The 18,619-nt window shown below is 38.2% G+C and carries 15 protein-coding genes; 8 read left to right on the top strand and 7 right to left on the bottom strand.

Going from position 1 to position 18,619, the window contains the following annotated elements; all coding sequences use genetic code 11:
• Window positions 1-99: 99 nt before the first annotated feature.
• Window positions 100-1,281, bottom strand: a complete 1,182-nt coding sequence (locus JHD79_RS13005) for an asparagine synthetase B (RefSeq protein ID WP_199119730.1) — start codon at window positions 1,279-1,281, stop codon at window positions 100-102.
• A gap of 245 nt (window positions 1,282-1,526) precedes the next feature.
• On the opposite strand from JHD79_RS13005, the gene JHD79_RS13000 reads away from it, so the two are divergent.
• Entirely contained in the window at window positions 1,527-1,985 is a 459-nt protein-coding gene (locus tag JHD79_RS13000; RefSeq protein WP_199119692.1) for a peptidylprolyl isomerase, read from the top strand.
• An 80-nt stretch (window positions 1,986-2,065) separates the two neighbouring features.
• Window positions 2,066-2,608, top strand: coding sequence for a DUF5606 domain-containing protein (locus JHD79_RS12995; RefSeq protein ID WP_199119690.1), 543 nt, complete (start codon window positions 2,066-2,068; stop codon window positions 2,606-2,608).
• Window positions 2,609-2,669: 61 nt separating this feature from the next.
• On the opposite strand, the gene JHD79_RS22980 is transcribed toward JHD79_RS12995, so the two are convergent.
• Together JHD79_RS22980 and rlmH are read right to left on the bottom strand one after the other, a co-directional pair.
• Window positions 2,670-2,801 (bottom strand): hypothetical protein, encoded by a 132-nt coding sequence (locus tag JHD79_RS22980; RefSeq protein ID WP_255533893.1) that lies wholly within the window; start codon window positions 2,799-2,801, stop codon window positions 2,670-2,672.
• Window positions 2,802-2,854: 53 nt separating this feature from the next.
• Window positions 2,855-3,328, bottom strand: coding sequence for a 23S rRNA (pseudouridine(1915)-N(3))-methyltransferase RlmH (rlmH, locus tag JHD79_RS12990; RefSeq protein ID WP_199119688.1), 474 nt, complete (start codon window positions 3,326-3,328; stop codon window positions 2,855-2,857).
• 84 nt (window positions 3,329-3,412) lie between these two features.
• On the opposite strand from rlmH, the gene JHD79_RS12985 reads away from it, so the two are divergent.
• The 5 genes from JHD79_RS12985 to JHD79_RS12965 all read left to right on the top strand — a co-directional run bounded on the left by JHD79_RS12985 (window position 3,413) and on the right by JHD79_RS12965 (window position 9,295).
• Entirely contained in the window at window positions 3,413-5,227 is a 1,815-nt protein-coding gene (locus JHD79_RS12985) for a DNA mismatch repair protein MutS (protein WP_199119687.1), read from the top strand.
• Between the two features lie 58 nt (window positions 5,228-5,285).
• Window positions 5,286-6,620 carry a GH1 family beta-glucosidase gene (locus JHD79_RS12980; RefSeq protein ID WP_199119685.1) on the top strand — a complete coding sequence of 445 codons (1,335 nt, stop codon included), beginning with the start codon at window positions 5,286-5,288 and terminating at the stop codon, window positions 6,618-6,620.
• 18 nt (window positions 6,621-6,638) lie between these two features.
• The gene (locus JHD79_RS12975; RefSeq protein WP_199119684.1) at window positions 6,639-7,058 is read left to right on the top strand and encodes a putative signal transducing protein; all 420 of its coding nucleotides are present in this window, start codon (window positions 6,639-6,641) and stop codon (window positions 7,056-7,058) included.
• Between the two features lie 401 nt (window positions 7,059-7,459).
• The gene (locus JHD79_RS12970) at window positions 7,460-7,975 is read left to right on the top strand and encodes a transposase (protein WP_199119682.1); all 516 of its coding nucleotides are present in this window, start codon (window positions 7,460-7,462) and stop codon (window positions 7,973-7,975) included.
• 1,086 nt (window positions 7,976-9,061) lie between these two features.
• Entirely contained in the window at window positions 9,062-9,295 is a 234-nt protein-coding gene (locus JHD79_RS12965; RefSeq protein ID WP_199119681.1) for a putative signal transducing protein, read from the top strand.
• Window positions 9,296-9,783: 488 nt separating this feature from the next.
• Here JHD79_RS12965 and JHD79_RS12960 read toward each other — a convergent pair whose 3' ends face one another.
• The 4 genes from JHD79_RS12960 to JHD79_RS12945 form a co-directional block, all read right to left on the bottom strand.
• On the bottom strand, window positions 9,784-11,127 hold the full coding sequence (locus JHD79_RS12960; RefSeq protein WP_199119679.1) for a dienelactone hydrolase family protein: 1,344 nt from the start codon (window positions 11,125-11,127) through the stop codon (window positions 9,784-9,786).
• 117 nt (window positions 11,128-11,244) lie between these two features.
• Window positions 11,245-13,524, bottom strand: a complete 2,280-nt coding sequence (locus JHD79_RS12955) for an aconitate hydratase (protein ID WP_199119678.1) — start codon at window positions 13,522-13,524, stop codon at window positions 11,245-11,247.
• Window positions 13,525-13,704: 180 nt separating this feature from the next.
• Window positions 13,705-16,470 (bottom strand): bifunctional aconitate hydratase 2/2-methylisocitrate dehydratase, encoded by a 2,766-nt coding sequence (locus JHD79_RS12950; protein ID WP_199119676.1) that lies wholly within the window; start codon window positions 16,468-16,470, stop codon window positions 13,705-13,707.
• Window positions 16,471-16,731: 261 nt separating this feature from the next.
• A complete protein-coding gene (locus JHD79_RS12945; RefSeq protein WP_199119675.1) occupies window positions 16,732-17,658 on the bottom strand; it encodes a M23 family metallopeptidase in 927 nt (308 codons plus the stop codon).
• A gap of 278 nt (window positions 17,659-17,936) precedes the next feature.
• On the opposite strand from JHD79_RS12945, the gene JHD79_RS12940 reads away from it, so the two are divergent.
• Window positions 17,937-18,619, top strand: a 683-nt coding sequence (locus JHD79_RS12940) for an acyl-CoA thioester hydrolase/BAAT C-terminal domain-containing protein (protein WP_199119673.1), incomplete at its 3' end; no start/stop codon positions are given.

Raw genomic sequence — 18,619 nt, 5'->3', positions numbered from 1 at the left:
TCGTATACAAGACCAAAACGTTTAATAGAGATGTTCCGCTAAAATTTAAGGTTATAGCTGGGTTTTGATCTACAGATTAAATGTCTGATGAGTTAATGCTTAAGTTTTCTGTGGCTTCTTTTTGGCTGCAGGAAAAAGTACATTGTTTAAGATTAATCTATAGCCTGGAGAATTGGGATGTAGGCTTAAATCCGTTGGCGGATCATTAACCTGATGCTGATAATCTTCGGGATCATGTCCTCCATAAAAACTGAACTGGCCTTTGCCCAGTTCGCCATGTAGATAGCGCACTTCGGCACCAGCCTTGTTTTCACCCAGTACGGTAATGTTGGGCTTTACCAAGCTCTTGCGAAAGGCGGTGGTTTGGCCCATAAATCCTTTGATGACCTTGTCGTGATTTTGGGTTAACATGGTAGGAACCAAATCCCATTTTGCTGAAAAATCGAACAAGGTAAAATAATCATTACTTTCGTTGAAGGTGCGGGTTTGCGTTACATCGATATCTGAAAATTCGTAATTATAAGGATTCATATCGAGTTTGAAATTGGTAAAAGCTACGCTTTTATTATAATCTAACTTGGCTTGTGCATTGGCATCCATACCATCACCATCAAACATATTTTCAAGAATATCTACACCCTCGGCAGCTAAGGCAATGTCAAAACTGTCGGTGCCGGAGCACATGGCGAAAAGAAAACCACCACCCACACAAAATTCCTTAATGTGTTTGGCTACGGCCAGTTTCATTTCAGAAACTTTTTTAAATCCATTGCGTTTGGCTGCCGCTTCTTGATATTTTACATCTTCCTGGTACCAGGTGGCGTTTCTGAATGCAGCCCAAAACCTGCCATACTGACCTGTAAAATCTTCGTGGTGCAGGTGCAGCCAATCGTAGGTAGAGAGCTTGTCTTTAAGAATCTCATCATCATAGATCACATCATAAGGTATTTCTGCATAGGTTAGTACCAAGGTTACGGCGTCATCCCATGGAAGTTTGCTCTTGGGCGAATAAACAGCAATTTTTGGGGCCTTTTCAAGCTTTACCATTTCCATATTTACCGATGGGTCACTGATTTCGTTCAGGAGGGTGTTTACCTTGCCATCAGCCAAAACCTCATATGAAACGCCTCTAATTTTACATTCGTCTTCAATTGCCTTTACATATTTTACCAGAAAGCTCCCACCTCGATAGTTGAGTAGCCAGTCGACTTCCGTTTGCTGCTTGATACACCAATAGGCAATCCCATAGGCCTTTAGATGGTTTTTTTGACCTTCATCCATATAAATTAAAATAGACGAAGCCCTGGCTATTGTGGTGAATAATAGTAGGAGACCTAATAGGCTAAATTTTTTAAAGCTTATATGCTGCCACATATGCGAATGTAAATTTTTTAAGATCGATTAAAAAAAATATTGTACAATATAACGTTTAAAAGCGGTTTTTTATTTGAAGTGTTTTTTATTAAGGTGTATTTTATGGCTAATCATAACAATTTATTAAATTTGGAGCCTTACAAAAAAAGATTATGAGCAAAGCGATTATAAAAACAGTAAAAGGCGATATGACGGTGGAGTTCTATGAAAAGGATGCCCCTAAAGCTGTAGCCAATTTTAAAAAATTAGCAAAAGAAGGATTTTATGACGGGGTGACTTTTCATCGTGTTATCCCTAATTTTGTGGTACAGGGTGGTTGTCCAAACTCTAAGGATGGAGCAGCAGGAGTACCAGGTACCGGAGGTCCAGGTTACAAAATTGATTGTGAATTAGACGGGGATAACCAATATCATGATAGAGGTGTGTTGTCAATGGCACATGCGGGAAGAAATACTGGAGGCTCTCAATTTTTTATCTGCCATAGTAGAGATAATACTGCCCACCTAGACCGTAACCACACTTGTTTTGGTAAGGTGATAGAAAATGTTGATATTGTTGATGATATACGTCAGGGTGATAAAATATTGACGATAGAAGTAATAGAAGACTAAATAGGCCAAGCGTTGGTGTTAGGCGTTTAGCGTAAACACGCAGCGCATAACGCTTATCGTTCAGCGCAAAACTATAAAATATGAATTTAAGAGGAATTGTAGCCGTTTCCGGCAGACCAGGATTATTTAAGCTAATTGGCCAAAACAAGGCTGGTTATGTTTTGGAAGGGCTTGATGCTCAAAAATTAAAGATCGTTGCGAATATTTCAAATACTAAATTAGCTTCTTTGGAAGATATCACCATTTATGGGGAAGATGAAGAACTAAAATTGGTAGATGTATTGGGCAATATCGTAGCCACAAAAACGGCTGTGCCCGATGCCAAAGCAGATGGGAATACGTTAAGGAAATTCTTTATTGAAGTAGCTCCAAATCACGATCAAGAGAAAGTATATGCTTCTGATATGAAGAAAATTTTAACTTGGTACAATTTGTTAAAGGACCTGCCATTGTTTACCGAGGCTGCGCCCGGTACGGAGGAGGAGAGCGCTAAGGTAGAAGAAAAGGTAGACGTAAAACCTAAGGCTGCTCCAAAAGCTAAGCCCGCTAATGCTAAAGCACCTACCAGCAAGACTAGTGCCCCAGCTAAAAAAGCAAACATGACCAGTAAAAAAGGCGTTTAACTCGCTTTGATAACATGAAAAAGGCTACCATCTAGGTGGCCTTTTTTTATATCTAGGTATGCTAGTTGATGAAATAATACCAGGCAATAAACATGAGTATAATGGAAATGATAAATATCCATTTGATGTATTTCCCTTCTTTGTGGGTGTCGGTTTTGAATCTGTAGTTTCTTTTATAATCGCTAGGTAACATGAGACCTCCTTTTTTATATGTGATGAATGCGGATGGAATATTCCATAAATAAATTACTCATGATGATAAGGTTCGTTCTTCAATATAGTAAAAGCTCGATAAAGTTGTTCAATAAAAAATAGCCTTACCATTTGGTGAGAAAACGTCATATCCGATAGGGAAAGACTAGCATTTGATCTTTTATAGATACTTTCATCAAAACCATAAGGTCCGCCAATAATGAAAACCAGGTGTTGTACACTACCTATCATTTGCTTATTTAGGTATTGCGAAAATTGCATGGAACTAAATTTTTTTCCCTTTTCGTCCAGTAAAACGACCATGTCGCTATTGGTCAGTTGTTTCGAGATCAGTTCTGCTTCCTTAGCTTTTTGTTGGGCTTCACTCAGGTTTTTGGTATTTTTAATCTCTGGAATAACAAATAAATTGAAACTGATATAGTGTTTTAATCTATTCAGGTATTTCTCTATTCCTTCGATAAGGTATTTATCTTCGGTTTTCCCAACAATTATTAATGTAATTTTCATTCAATCGATCAGTGCTAAGTGCAAAATTAGCATATTACCTATTTGGTTTTCTATCTTTATGGTTTAATAAAGAATTCAAATATAATGTTAAAAAATGAGCCACATAGACTTAAGCAATATGAAGATGTTGTAAAGGAGTTGAAGATAAAAATTGAGGGAGTGAAAAGTAAGATCGATAGGTTCTCTTTTGTTCGTGTGGCGTTGTTATTTCTTGAAATTGCTTTTTTTGTTGCTTTGGCAAGTGCTAAGGGAGATGTGCTCTTTGCGATTTGGTCATTTTTATTGCTAGTGCCTATTGCGGTATTTGTGATAGTCGTTAAAAAGCAAAATGTTTTGGCGCAAGAAGCCAATTTTTTGAAAAACCTGCTATGGGTTTATGAAAATGAGATCAATCTGATCAATGGCCTGCCCAATGGTTATGATCATGGGGACGTCTTTGAGGATGAACTGCATCCCTATCTTTCCGATTTGGATATTTTTGGAAGATCATCTCTGTATGAATTGATCAACAGGTCGGCCAGTAAAATTGGATTAAAGGAGTTGGCTAAGCATTTAGCGGTTGCTAATGATAAGACAACCATTATGGCCAGACAAGAAGCCATTGCAGAACTTACTGAGGATATAGATAGAACATTTGCTTTTCGGGCAAACTTAAGAGGACATGACCTGGGAAAAATAGAAGAAATAAAATATAAGCTTAAAAATCAGTTGGTCAAGCAAGTGGCTTTTACGTTTAATAAACCATTGAGAGTTTACGTAAAGGTTATACCGTATTTAACATTAGGACTCTTTCTGGGCGCATTGGCGTTGGGAGATGAGCTTTGGGGGATATTGGGCATTATAGTCCTATTCAATGCCCTTTTAACCTATCTCTTTTCGAAGCAGATTACACAGGTTTATTATGGATTTAGTGGAAGTTCTAGCCTGCTAAACAGTTATGGCGAGGCCATTAAATGGACGGAAGAGAAATTATGGAAAAGTACTTATATTAAGTCTTTATTTGTTTCTGAAAAAAAAGTAAGTGAACATATTAAAGCCTTGGCTAAAATCATAGTAGCTTTTGATGCTCGTTTAAATTTTTTGCTCTACGCTTTTTTAAATTTCTTTTTACTATGGGATTTGAGGTGTAGTATCAATCTGGCAGATTGGTGTAAAATGGCCGCAGATAAAGTAGAAAATGGCCTGGATAGGATAGGTTATTTTGAAGAATTGATTTCTATGGCTACCTTAAATTATAATCAAGCTGACTGGCCATTCCCCTTAATAAAAGATGAATTTTATTTAAAAGTGGAGGGGTTGGGACATCCATTAATTCCGCAGTCAAAAAGAATAGATAATGACTACGTTGTAGAGCAGCAGACCACGGTAGATATCATTACTGGATCAAACATGGCGGGGAAGAGCACCTTTCTAAGAACGATGGGGATTAACATGGTACTGGCCTATGCTGGGGCACCTGTATGTGCACAGGTTATGCATCTTTCCATTTTCAAGCTATTGACCTATATGCGTATAAAAGATAACCTGATAGAGAGTACTTCTACTTTCAAGGCCGAGCTGAACCGTTTGAAAATGATATTGAGCGAGATTGAAACTCATGCTAATGCATTTGTGTTTATTGATGAAATGTTGCGTGGTACCAATAGTAAAGATAAATTTGACGGGTCTAAGGCTTTTATAGAGAAATTGATTGGGTTAAAAGTTCCTACCTTGTTTGCAACACATGATCTTCAATTGTCTGAATTGGAAACTACATATCCATCTTTGGTAAGAAACTTTCATTTTGATATTCAGTTAATGGATGGGGAAATGGATTTTGACTATAAAATTAAATCGGGACCCTGTACCCAGTTTAATGCAGCCATTTTGTTGAAACAGATTGGGTTATCGTTAAATTGAATGGATAATTTAACTTTGTCTTAATCTTCTTATGTAAATTAATCCTTTAATTTGGCCAATGAATAGAACTGATTTTGGCGATGACTTTTTGTGGGGAGTAGCTACTGCTGCGGCCCAGATAGAAGGTGCAGCAAACATTGGGGGGAAAGGACCTACGATTTGGGACACTTTTTCTAAAAGACCAACCAAAATCAGGAAAGGGCATAAACCTGACGAAGCATGTGATTTTTATCATCGGTATCAGGGTGATATAGCTTTGGTGAAAACCCTAGGGTTTAAGGTATTTCGTTTTTCTATTGCCTGGGCACGTATCTTTCCCTTGGGAACTGGGATGCCCAATAAAGAAGGTATTGCATTTTATCATCGGATAATTGATGAGTGTTTACGGCAGGATATTCTTCCGATGATTACGCTTTATCATTGGGATCTTCCAGAAGCATTGTCTCAATTGGGTGGTTGGACAGCCTTTGGAATCAATGCCAGTTTTAATGAATATGTGCTCTTTTGTGCCAAAGAATATGGAGACAAGGTAAAGCATTGGATCGTGATCAATGAACCTTTTGGTTTCACCTCTTTAGGTTACATGCTGGGTATACATGCGCCAGGGGCAAGTGGTGTAGGTAATTTTTTTGATGCAGCCCTGCATACAGCCATTGCACAGGCCGACGGTGCGAAAATTCTTAGGGCAGAAGTTGGCCAAGCCGTTATAGGAACAGCTTTCTCCTGCTCAGAAATAATTCCTTATACACAAAGTGTGCAAGATCATCTGGCCGCAAAGCGGATGGACACTTTAATGAACCGTTTTTTTGTAGAGCCGGTTTTGGGGATGGGATTTCCTACAGCCGACTGGGATGTGCTGGAGAAGTTTGCCATCAGCCATTCTACTTGGCGACACCAGCAACGGATGACCTTTGATTTTGATTTTATCGGTCTACAGAACTATTTCCCCTTGGTGGTCAAATACAATGCTTTTATTCCGGTTATACAGGCTTGGGAGGTAAAGGCCAGAAGTAGGAAAGTGCCGCATACCGCTATGGGATGGGAGATTAATGCTGATAGTTTTTATCGCATCATTAAGCAGTTTGCAGCTTATCCTTCTATCCGAAATATTATGATTACCGAAAATGGAGCAGCTTTCCATGATAAGTTGGTTGGTCATCAGGTTAAGGATCAGGAAAGAATTGAATATTTTGAAAAATATCTTCAAGCGATACTCAGGGCCAAACAAGAAGGAATAAATGTTACGGGCTATCTTGCTTGGACCTTAATGGATAATTTTGAATGGGCAGAAGGCTATCAGGCTAGGTTTGGCCTGGTGTATAACGATTTTAAGACCCAACAGCGTACCATTAAAGAATCTGGCTACTGGTGGCAGAAATTTTTATCGAAATAAATCTTTATATTTAAAGATATGGATGATAAAATCATTGTTTACAGAACTTTCTATAATCCTATCGAAGCCAATATCATCATAGCTAAATTGAAGGACGCTGGTATTTCTTGTTTTCTTGCCGATGAAAATATAGCTACGATACAGCCGCTTTTTAACCAGGCAATAGGAGGCGTTAAACTAAATGTTTTTGAAAAAGATGTGCCCGGTATTGATGAGCTATTGGCAGATGATTTAGCACTTGAGGTGCCAGAAATGGGAGAAGGACAAGTTGATGCTGTAGTCTGTGAAAAATGTGGTTCCACGAATGTGAGTTATGGGGTAGCTACAAAAAATAAGCATAGTTGGTGGGTGGCTATTGTTTCTCTTTTGTTAATGGTTTATCCTTTTAAGGTGAACAAATGCTATCACTGTTATAAATGTGGTCATGAATTTAAATAAGATTTTTGTGTAAACTTGAACCCAAGCTTTTGTTGGCACTGTGCTATCGTTAGCCATGAGGCAAGTAAGTCACGCTCAAGGGTAAAAATATCTTGCTTTTTTTAGGTTTTTTCTGCGTTTGTTGGCGTCTGCACCAATAGGAATTGGCTATTTGATATTCTCTCAGGGTAGGATGTTCTTCCAGTTTTATTGCGTCTTATAGGGAATAAATGGATTAAGTCCTTGGTGTCCACGCCAAGGGTAGCAGCAGAGCAGAGCTTGTTTTAGCGCTCGTGTTGATGTGTATGAGAGAATACCTGCCATTATTTTTCATAGAAAGAGTTGTTGATCATCTTGTGCTTCCAGCCAATTTTTTATAAATTCAATTTCTCTTTGGAAGAATAAAAGGATACTTAAGCATTATGATGATAAAGTCATATCATGTAGAATTCTTTACCGCTACAATTTTGGATTGGAAACATTTGCTAGACGAAGAGTTTAAATCCATTATCATAAATGCCTTGCGTTGGCTAGTACAAGAAAAGAGATGTAAAATCTATGGCTTTGTTATCATGCCAAATCATATTCATTTGCTATGGAAAATTGCGGACGGTTTTGAGAGAGCTAATGTTCAGGGTACATTATTAAGTTTTACAGCTCATGAATTTAAGAAGAGTTTAAAAACAGATGGGCAAATGCATAGAAATCACCTGGTTAATCTGTCGGATAGGTCTTTTCAGTTTTGGCAGAGGGGTTATGTGGTTAAGGAATGCTGGAGCGAATGGTTTTTGGAAGAGAAATTGGAATATATACATTATAATCCACTTCAATCGCATTGGAATTTAAGCGATCTGCCTGAAAATTATTATTGGTCGTCTGCTTCATTTTATGAAAATGGGAAAAGTCCATTTGAATTTATTACCCATTATAAAGAATAAATGTAAAGCATTGGCGTGGATGCCAAGGATGGCAGCGTACAAAAATATCATTGTTTTTTGGTTTTCCTTACTCCTGTTGGGCGTCCCCGCCAACAGGGTTTGGCTATTTTATATTCTCTCAGAGTAGAAGGTTCTTCCGGTTTTATTGCACCTCATAGGGAATAAATGGATTAAGTCGTTGGCGGGGACGCCAACGATAGCGACATGGCAATAGAATATCATTGTCTCTAGGCTATTTTTTTTCTCTTGTTGGCGTCTGCGCCAACAGGGATTGTATTTTATATTCTCTCAGAGTAGGATGTTCTTCCGGTTTTATTGCACCATATATGGGATAAAAGGATTAAGCCGCTGGCGGGGACGCCAACGGTAGCAACAGGACAAATAATACTATTGTTTTTTGGTTTTCCTTGCTCCTGTTGGGCGTCCCCGCCAACAGAATTTGGCTATTTGATATTCTCTCAGAATAGATGGTTCTTCCAGTTTTATTGTACCTTATAGGGGGCAAATGGATTAAGCCGTTGGCGGGGACGCCAACGGAAGCAACAGGACAAATAATACCATTGTTTTTTGGTTTTCCTTGCTCCTGTTGGGCGTCCCCGCCAACAAGGTTTGGATATATTTTATATTCTCTCAGAGTAGGATGTTCTTCCAGTTTTATTGCATTTCATAGGGATAAAAGGATTAAGCCCTTGGTGAGGACGCCAACGATGGCAACAAGCAACAATGCAGAAGAATATCATTGTTTTTTGGTTTTCCTTGCTCCTGTTGGGCGTCCCCGCCAACAGGGTTTAGATATATTTTATATTCTCTCAAGGTAGCGCCCCGCCAACAGGAATTGGATAGTTTATATTCTCCCTTGGGAGAAAGCCCTTTCGATTTTATAATAAAGTAATAGAATAGAATCATTGGCGGGAACGCCAATGCAGGCAATGGAAAAAGGATATTCAACTTTTTTTTAGGTGCTTCTCGCTTCAGTGCCCTAGCCAACAAGGATTACTTATATTCTATATTTCTCACATCATCCTATTTTTGCCAAATGAGAGTTAAGTGAAACCTTTTTCGGGATTAAAATGCTAAGTTTGATAGATGGAAGATAAAATAGTGGTTTATAAAACCTTTGAAAATCCAATGGAAGCGAACATTGTTAAAGCTCGTTTGCAAGATGCTGGGTTTGAATGTTTTCTTACTGGAGAAAATGCTGCATTAGTTTATCCAGTTTTCGATACTTCAATTAGTGGTGTACAGTTACATGTTTTTGAGGGGGAGGTAGAGGCTATCAATCGGTTTTTGACTGAGGATGATGCTTTGGAAGGATTGTAGTAATTTATCTTGATCGTTGATCGGAATGACAAACTTCAGATGTTTAAAATCTTTCCTGTCATAATACACTACTCGGGTGATTAATGAAATGGTTAATGCCGAGAGGTTTAAACCATATGGTAATCCTATTTGTCTTGCCGCTCATTTCCACTCGTAAAGGTGTTTGGCATTTTGCCTGAATAATGGTAAGAAAGGGGTTTTGGGCGTCACGATAAACCCTTAGTTTACCTGCACTTGCGTCGAAAGAGAGGCTTGTTGATAGATACTTACTGCCTTTACGGTGTGAGGAAATGAATAATGTATGTTGTTGAAATTAGGGTCATCACTCCTAATGAAGTAATAAAATCGATATAAAACTTTAAAGCATCAGAAGGAAGTAATGTTTCTATGTTCATTTTTATAAGACAAGCAATGAAGAATAGCGTTGCGCCAATCCATAAAAAATTCAACTGGCATTACACTAATTGTGATTTAATAATATTGAAACATTATTCGATAGTTAATTCTATTTTGTTGGCAACAATAAAAACCCTGTCTTTATTCTTTAAAAATTCATCAAGTAGAATAGCTTTATCTATTTTCAGTTCAAAATTTAGAGGTGGTTTATTGTTAATCTTAACTTGAAGTTGCTTGCTCAAATCGAACATGTCTGCTGAAATGTATAAAGTAAGCTTCTTTACACGAGAGGTTAAGATTTTGAGCTCGTTTCCGCTTGCTTTAGCTATAACAGCGCCAGATCTACTTTTAATAAACGGCAGCGACACTTGCTTCCTGTTTTCTTTAACTATTGGATTTAACTGCGAATGCCAATCTGCTATGCTTGCGGAAGTATCTAAAGCCTTAATTTCTATCCATGCATTTCGCCCATTTTTTATATCACTTGTTTCCCATTCTATTTTTTTAGGGAATGGATTCCTAGTGTTACGAAACACTTCATTATAGACAAAAAAAGTGGAATCTGGATAATCAAACGGCAAACCATGGTTACCATTTATTGCGTAAAAATTCCAGTTGGCGTGATTTGATCTGGCATATTTCCATATATCTTCAACCATATCAATTGAAAATAAAAAATCTTTAGTACCGCTGATCCCATAAAAAGGCATGTTGTTTTTTAGATTTCGTAAATGCGTATTGCCAAATGCAGCAGATGGAAAATAACATATACCAAGTGCAGCAGCAAAATTTGTGGGCTTGTTTGTAGCAAACCAAAATGCACCACGTCCGCCATCAGAATGACCGCCTACATAAATACGATTATCATCAACATTGTAAAGCGATTTTACAAAAGCAATTTCCTTTTCAATAGTTTCAAAAGCATCTTGATGAAATAACCAGTTAATGTCTTTTCGCGAATAAGGATAGATAATAATGGCATTTTCTAGCAATGCTTTTTTTAAAACTTTAGCTTCGCTAATAGGTATTTGAGAAGCTATTGAAAATTGATTTCTTCCAGATGCAGCACCGTGTAAATAAACATAGAGAGAATTTTTTTTGTGAGGATTATAATTTTTCGGAACATACACCAAGAAAGGTGCATTAAGTGTATCTCTAGCTTTAATATAATATAAAGTCCATTTGTTTTTTTCTGGAGGAGTATTGTACTGATTAAAATTCTTGATCCACTGCATGAACACATTTGCATTCATTGTGCTAGCTATTTTTTTTAATTGTAGGGTATCTGTTAAAATCGACTTATTTAATCTTTTAGTACTATCATTAATATTGTAGATGTATGACTTAGATTGACTTTGTAAATTGTCTAAGTCTTGAGCGTAAATGATTGACCTTTGAACAAAAATCAATAAAATAATAAGCGATAGTTTTTTCATAAAACTTCCAGAGATAAAAAATCCCGCTAGAAAAACTAACGGGATTTTTTGGCTTAAAAATCAAGGAGCAAAGAATCAAGACCTAAAATACCAATCCTTGCTCCTTAATCCTTATTTCTAAAGCGCAGCTTTCGCGGCAGCTTCTCTTCTAATGATATTTAATGCGCCACCAGCTTTAAACCACTCAATTTGCTGTTCGTTGTAGCTATGGTTTACGTCAAATTGCTCGGTAGAACCATCAGCGTGGTGTAATACCAAAGTTAATGGTTTATTCGGAGCAAATTCAGTTAGCCCCAAGATATCGATGATGTCATCTTCTTGGATTTTGTTGTAATCTTCTTTATCGGCGAAAGTTAAGCCTAACATCCCTTGCTTCTTCAAGTTGGTTTCGTGGATACGGGCAAAAGATTTTACCAATACCGCACGTACACCTAAATGACGAGGCTCCATAGCAGCGTGTTCACGAGAAGAACCTTCACCGTAGTTTTCATCACCAATTACAATAGAACCAATACCCTGAGCTTTATAAGCACGTTGTGTAGCTGGAACAGGTCCATATTCACCAGTCAGGCCATTTTTAATATGATCTGTTTTGTCGTTGAAATAGTTAACAGCACCAATCAGCATATTGTTTGAAATGTTATCCAAGTGCCCACGGAATTTCAACCATGGTCCGGCCATAGAAATATGGTCGGTAGTACATTTTCCTTTTGCTTTGATCAACAATCTTAATCCTTTAAGATCCGTGCCTTCCCAAGGTGCAAAAGGGGCTAATAATTGTAGGCGATGTGAGGTGGGAGATACCAAAACCTGAACACCAGAACCATCTGCTGCCGGAGCCTGGTAGCCTGCGTCTTCCACTGCGTAACCTTTTTCTGGCAATTCCCAACCCGTTGGCTCATCTAGTTTTACCTGTTCGCCCTTATCATTAGTCAAGGTATCGGTTAAAGGATTAAAACCCAGGTCACCAGCAATGGCCAATGCGGCAACAATTTCAGGGGAAGTTACAAAAGCGTAGGTATTTGGATTACCATCTGCACGTTTGGCAAAGTTCCTGTTGAATGAGTGCACAATGGTATTTTTTTCTTGTTTTTCAGCACCAACACGATCCCACATTCCAATACATGGACCACAGGCATTGGTGAATATAGTAGCGTCAAGATCTTCGAAAGTATTGAGCAAGCCATCTCTGTTTGCCGTATAGCGTACTTGTTCAGAACCGGGGTTAATACCAAACTCTGCTTTTTTGCCCAAGCCTTTGGCAATGGCTTGTTTAGCCACCGAAGCAGCACGCGACAAATCTTCATAAGAAGAGTTGGTACAAGAACCAATTAAGCCCCATTCTACTTTGGTAGGCCATCCGTTAGCTGCCGCTACTTCTTTCATTTGTGAAATAGGCGTAGCCAAGTCAGGCGTAAAAGGACCGTTCAAATAAGGTTCTAATTCATCAAGGTTAATTTCAATTAATTGATCGAAATATTTTTCGGGATCTGCATAAACTTCCGCATCACCAGTTAGGTGTGCAGCAATGGCATTTGCGGCATCGGCTACATCGGCACGATTGGTAGCACGTAGATAACGCTCCATGCTTTCGTCATATCCGAATGTAGAAGTGGTTGCGCCAATTTCGGCACCCATGTTACAGATGGTACCTTTACCTGTACAGCTTAGGTTGATGGCACCGTCGCCAAAATATTCTACAATAGCGCCAGTACCACCTTTTACGGTTAGTATGCCCGCTACTTTTAAGATCACGTCTTTGGCCGAAGTCCAACCATTTAGTTTGCCAGTTAATTTAATGCCAATAAGCTTAGGGAATTTAAGTTCCCAAGGTAGGCCGGCCATTACATCGCAGGCATCGGCACCACCAACCCCAATGGCCAACATGCCTAGGCCACCTGCATTTACGGTGTGGCTGTCGGTACCAATCATCATTCCGCCAGGGAAAGCATAGTTTTCCAAAACAACCTGGTGAATAATGCCTGCTCCAGGTTTCCAGAAACCAATACCATATTTGTTGGATACTGATGATAGAAAATCAAAAACTTCAGCGCTCTCGGTCTTTGCCTGTGGCAAATCGATTTCGGCACCAAATTTGGCCGTGATTAAGTGATCACAATGTACAGAAGAAGGTACGGCAACTTTCGGGCGTCCAGCCTGCATGAATTGTAAAAGCGCCATTTGCGCCGTTGCATCCTGCATGGCTACCCTATCTGGAGCAAAATCTACATAATCTGTTCCACGGGTAAACGCTTTAGTCGATTTTCCGTCCCAAAGGTGTGCGTATAATATCTTTTCTGAAAGTGTTAAAGGTCTGCCGACTACTTCACGAGCCGCCTCTACGCGTTCTCCAAAGGTTGCATACACCTTTTTAATCATTTCTATATCAAATGCCATAATTACTTTTTTAAAAATTACTGTCGATAACTGACGCTAACTAAATTAAACAATTTTTAACAGACTTATTTTTGAGAATTGTCAAATTCTGTTATTTAAAACCATTCTATGGTAAACAAAGAGGCTATCCGATATCTCGGATAGCCTCTTGTTTTTAACAAATGATATGTTGATTTGTTCTTATTGTTTTGTAGAAATAGGGGTAAACTTTGTTAAATTGATACCTTCTACCGCTAATTTATATTCTTCGATACTTGGGATACGACCTAAGATTGCAGAAAGAACCACTACTGGCGTAGATGCCAATAAAGACTCTCCCTTTTTACCATCTTTGTCTTCTACCACACGACCTTGGAACAAACGTGTAGAGGTAGCCATTACCGTATCTCCCTTAGCCGCTTTCTCTTGGTTACCCATACATAAATTACAACCTGGACGTTCTAAATACATGATGTTTTCATACTCGGTACGTGCAGCACTTTTAGGAAGTGCATCGCTGAATTCAAAGCCAGAATATTTTTGTAAGTATTCCCAGTCGCCTTCTGCTTTCAACTCATCAATGATATTGTAAGTAGGAGCGGCAACAACTAATGGTGCTTTGAACGATACGGTACCAGTTTTGGTCTCTACGTTTTTCAACATTTGGGAAACGATTTTCAAGTCGTCTTTATGTACCATACAAGAGCCTACGAAACCAAGATCTACTTTTTTATCGCCACCGTAGTAAGTCAAGTCTCTAATGGTATCATGCGTATAACGTTTAGAAACATCTACATTGTTCACATCTGGATCTGCAATCATTGGTTCATTGATTAAATCCAAATCAATTACTACTTCCGCGTAATATTTCGCATTATCATCTGGCATCAACGCTGGTTTGATGCCGGTTTTAATTTCCTCAATACGTTTGTTTGCTTTGTTGATCAAGCCTTGTAGCACTTGGTTATGGTTATCCATACCTTTGTCTATCATGATTTGAATACGGTTTTTAGCAATTTCTAACGATTGGATCAAAGTATCGTCTTGCGAAATACAGATAGATGCTTTTGCTTTCATCTCTGCTGTCCAATCGGTAAAGGTAAATGCCTGATCGGCTAATAAAGTACCGATATGTACCTCAATAATACGACCTTGGAATACATTTTCGCCATCGAACTGTTGCAACATCTGCAATTGTGTCGCATGAACTACATCACGGAAATCCATGTGTTCTTTCATTGCGCCTTTGAAGGTTACTTTTACCGACTCAGGGATTGGCATAGAAGCCTCGCCAGTTGCCAAAGCTAAAGCCACAGTACCAGAATCGGCTCCGAAAGCTACACCTTTAGACATACGTGTATGTGAGTCACCACCAATGATGATTGCCCATTCGTCAATAGTGATGTCGTTCAATACTTTATGAATAACGTCGGTCATTGAATGGTATTCACCTTTAGGGTCGCGAGCGGTAATCACGCCGAAGTCATTCATAAACTTCATCAATTTAGGAATGTTTGCTTGTGCTTTTTTGTCCCAAACAGATGCCGTGTGACAACCCGATTGATAAGCACCATCAACAATTGGAGAAATAACCGTAGCAGCCATTGCCTCTAATTCTTGAGCGGTCATTAAACCAGTAGTATCTTGAGAGCCTACAATGTTTACTTCAACACGAACATCAGAACCTGCATGTAAAACCTGACCTTGTGCTAAACCTACGGCATTTTTATTGAATATTTTTTCTACCGCCGTTAAACCCTGACCTTCGATAGATACTTCTTTGGCTGGAGCATAAACTAAAGGAGCTTCTATGCCTAAAATTCTAGCAGCAAAAGTTTGGATTTTTTTACCAAAAACGATGGCATAAGAACCACCAGCTTTGATGAATTCCATTTTTTGCGGTGTCAATGCTTTTGAAATATTGATCAGCTCTTGTTCGCCCTTGTATAATTTTTTCGTTTTTGTATTAATCGTTAAAACAGTTCCTGTCTCTACGGAGAACACTTGCTCTAAAATTGGCTCGTCATTTTCGTTACGGATCACATTGCCATTTTCATCGGTTTTCTTTACCCAATTTTGGAGGTCGATACCGATACCGCCAGTTACATCAACGGTGGTTAGGAAAATTGGAGAAATGCCATTGGTACCACCTACAATTGGAGCGATGTTTACAAATGGAACATAAGGGCTAGAGCGCTTACCTGTCCAAAGTGCCACATTGTTTACGCCCGACATACGTGAAGAACCTACGCCCATGGTACCTTTTTCAGCTACCAACATCACGCTTGCATCTGGATGTTGTGCTTGTAACGCCTTGATTTGCTCTTGCGCTTCTGGTGTAATCATGCATTTACCATGCAATTCACGGTCTGAACGAGAGTGCGCTTGGTTACCTGGAGACAGCAAATCTGTAGAAATATCACCAATACCCGCGATAAAAGTAACCACTTTGATTTCTTCTGCTACTTCTGGAAGTTTGGTGAAGAATTCAGCCTTTGCATAGCTTTCTAATATTTCTTTAGCAATTTCATTGTCATGATGGTAAGCTTCTTTTAAACGGTCTGTATCTGCATCGTACAAGAAAACTTGTGTTTTAAGTACATCTGCTGCTTTTTTCGCTTTATCGCCATTGTCGGCCAAAGCAATGTCTAATAAAACTTTGATAGAAGGTCCGCCCTTCATGTGCGACAATAATTCGAAAGCAAAATCAGGTGTAATTTCTGCTACAATAGCTTCGCCTAAAATAATTTCTTTTAAAAATTGTGCTTTAACAACAGCTGCTCCTGTGGTGCCTGGCAAAGTGTTGTATATGAAAAAGTTAACTGCGTCTGCTCTGTTGAAATTGTTAACATTTTTAATTTGGGAGATGATTTCGCTTAATAATTCGGCTCCATCAATAGGTTTAGGATGAAGACCTTGGGTTTTCCTGTCTTCAATCTCTTGGATATAATCGTTGTAAATGCTCATCTTAGATGGGTTGCTTTTTTGCTATAAGCTTAGTATATGGATTCACTTTTCGCAAAAAGAACAATGTTTTGTGTATTAAATTTGTATTTGTTTATAATAAAAAAGTTCGATTTTTAGTCAAAACAAAAATACAAAAATCAACCTTTAAATGCAATTTAAACAGGTGATTAGATAATTCGGAATTACTCTAAACCAGATAGAGGAGATAAAAATTACAAACCATAAACACTTATGTGCGATGAAAAGTATCGGTTAAAGACTTTACTTCTTCCCCAAATTCTTAATTTCTTTTTTAGTCATCTCTTTTTGGATAATTTCTGGTGTAATTGCAGCAGTGTAATATTTTTGACTGGTTAAAATACCATTGGCATTTTCATTGGTGCTAAAGTACGGTGTAATAAATCCATAAAGACTTTTAGACTCTTTGGGGTTGTTTTTGGCCACTCCAATTTCTGCAGATTTTAAATAGGTAATGATCAACGAGATGCCGTAACGCTCATTGGTGATGGTGTTGATGCCAAGGGGAGTTCCTGGGAGTACGGTTTGGCCTTCCTTTACGAAAATACCTTTTTTGAAACCTTTGTAGGTGGCTAAAGTGCCATCAGCATGTTCTATAATTAACGTGTTTACCTTACTGGTATATTTAAGGTCTTTGGTATTCTCATCATATAAATCAGATACACTTACTACAGTTCCTTTTCTCACTGAGGTCACGGTATCGGCTTCTTCGGTATAAAATCGGTAGGCTTTCCAGTCTTCGGGAGTGGTAGAGCCAAAATAAGTAGCGTTTAGAAAAGTAGATTCTGCCACTCTTACCTTTCTTCCTTTGGGGTACGGTAGGGCATATAAAAACAGCGGACTATATTTGGGAGCCAATTTACCTCTAATGTAACTATAGCTGTAAGAATAGCCAATGCCTTGGTCTTTATTGATGGGTGTTAAGGTTAAAAAATTATCATTGTTGTGTCGTACTTCATAAACAGGATCTCCATTCACGCTAGCATTATTGAGTTCTCTAAAGTTGAGTACTACTGTATAAGTGCCGAGAGCGTTTTTTTCGGCAGTAAGAGTAACACTTTTGTCTTCATTTCTTTTGCTACTAACGGTTAATTCTTTTTCTTGAGCGTTAGCGGTAAGTGTACTTACTCCAATAATGAGAGCTACAATAGATTTAGATAATTTGTTCATTTGAAATTAAGTTTAAATGGCTAAAATAGTTTTTGTATGTGGTTTTAATGTTAATAATTAAAAAATAGATTTAAATCCATAAACTATTAGCCGTTTTTTTGCCTTTGGCAACATTGATCTGAAATCATGATGTAATTGGAATTGTCTGGAGTGTTCAATAATGAGCAGGTGTGTTCGATATTGAACATTTTAGAAGAAGTTTTAAGTATTAATTCATTGATTTATAGAGTTTAATTGCTTTTTTTTTAAATTGGCATTGACTTGGTACGGTATAGGTTATGAAAAGAATAAGTTGCCTGCTCATCGGTATCTTTTGGACATTGTTGGTGGATGGCCAAGGTGTCAAATTTGATCATTTTAAGCTTGAAGGCCATAAATTAGGAATATTTGAAATACATGTAACCGCTAATCCCAAAAATGAAAAAAAGCCTTTGCTGATTTACATTGACGGTTCTGGCAATTATCCTTTATTTTATCAAACGAAATCGGGATCAACCTCCACAACTATTGCCCTTGATATTAATAAATATGCAAATGAATATACTATTGTATTCATAAGTAAGCCTGGTATCGCTTTTAAGGATAAGATCAGCTATACAGAATCGGGCAGGTCTTTTTATCCCGAAAATGATACCTATAGGGAAATGTACAGTTTAGATTGGCGTGCTGGAGCTGCATCGGCTGCAATTGATTTTTTATGGAAGAAAGCACCAGTTGAGAGGAAAAGAATAGTGGTAATGGGCTATTCAGAAGGTGCACAAGTGGCTGCAAAGGTTGCGGTAATGAATAAAAAGGTAACGCATGTGGTTTGTTTTGTGGGCAATTCGCAAAATCAGCTTTATGATTTTTTGATCGAGGCAAGGTTAAAAGTGGAAAGAAATGAACTCACGGCAGACGAGGGGCAATACATTTTAGATACGATTTACAGGGAGAATGAGAAAATTTATGCATCGCCCAATAC

Source organism: Pedobacter sp. ASV28 (genome assembly GCF_016428855.1).
Classification (GTDB): Bacteria; Bacteroidota; Bacteroidia; order Sphingobacteriales; family Sphingobacteriaceae; genus Pedobacter.
This window is presented reverse-complemented; position numbering and strand designations above follow the sequence as displayed.

Bases quoted from the DNA above. Each gene is read 5' to 3' on its own strand.
- JHD79_RS13005 (WP_199119730.1), bottom strand. From the start codon at position 1,281: ATGGATGAAGGTCAAAAAAACCATCTAAAGGCCTATGGGATTGCCTAT.
- JHD79_RS13000 (WP_199119692.1), top strand. From the start codon at position 1,527: ATGAGCAAAGCGATTATAAAAACAGTAAAAGGCGATATGACGGTGGAG.
- JHD79_RS12995 (WP_199119690.1), top strand. From the start codon at position 2,066: ATGAATTTAAGAGGAATTGTAGCCGTTTCCGGCAGACCAGGATTATTT.
- JHD79_RS22980 (WP_255533893.1), bottom strand. From the start codon at position 2,801: ATGTTACCTAGCGATTATAAAAGAAACTACAGATTCAAAACCGACACC.
- rlmH (WP_199119688.1), bottom strand. From the start codon at position 3,328: ATGAAAATTACATTAATAATTGTTGGGAAAACCGAAGATAAATACCTT.
- JHD79_RS12985 (WP_199119687.1), top strand. From the start codon at position 3,413: ATGTTAAAAAATGAGCCACATAGACTTAAGCAATATGAAGATGTTGTA.
- JHD79_RS12980 (WP_199119685.1), top strand. From the start codon at position 5,286: ATGAATAGAACTGATTTTGGCGATGACTTTTTGTGGGGAGTAGCTACT.
- JHD79_RS12975 (WP_199119684.1), top strand. From the start codon at position 6,639: ATGGATGATAAAATCATTGTTTACAGAACTTTCTATAATCCTATCGAA.
- JHD79_RS12970 (WP_199119682.1), top strand. From the start codon at position 7,460: ATGATGATAAAGTCATATCATGTAGAATTCTTTACCGCTACAATTTTG.
- JHD79_RS12965 (WP_199119681.1), top strand. From the start codon at position 9,062: ATGGAAGATAAAATAGTGGTTTATAAAACCTTTGAAAATCCAATGGAA.
- JHD79_RS12960 (WP_199119679.1), bottom strand. From the start codon at position 11,127: ATGAAAAAACTATCGCTTATTATTTTATTGATTTTTGTTCAAAGGTCA.
- JHD79_RS12955 (WP_199119678.1), bottom strand. From the start codon at position 13,524: ATGGCATTTGATATAGAAATGATTAAAAAGGTGTATGCAACCTTTGGA.
- JHD79_RS12950 (WP_199119676.1), bottom strand. From the start codon at position 16,470: ATGAGCATTTACAACGATTATATCCAAGAGATTGAAGACAGGAAAACC.
- JHD79_RS12945 (WP_199119675.1), bottom strand. From the start codon at position 17,658: ATGAACAAATTATCTAAATCTATTGTAGCTCTCATTATTGGAGTAAGT.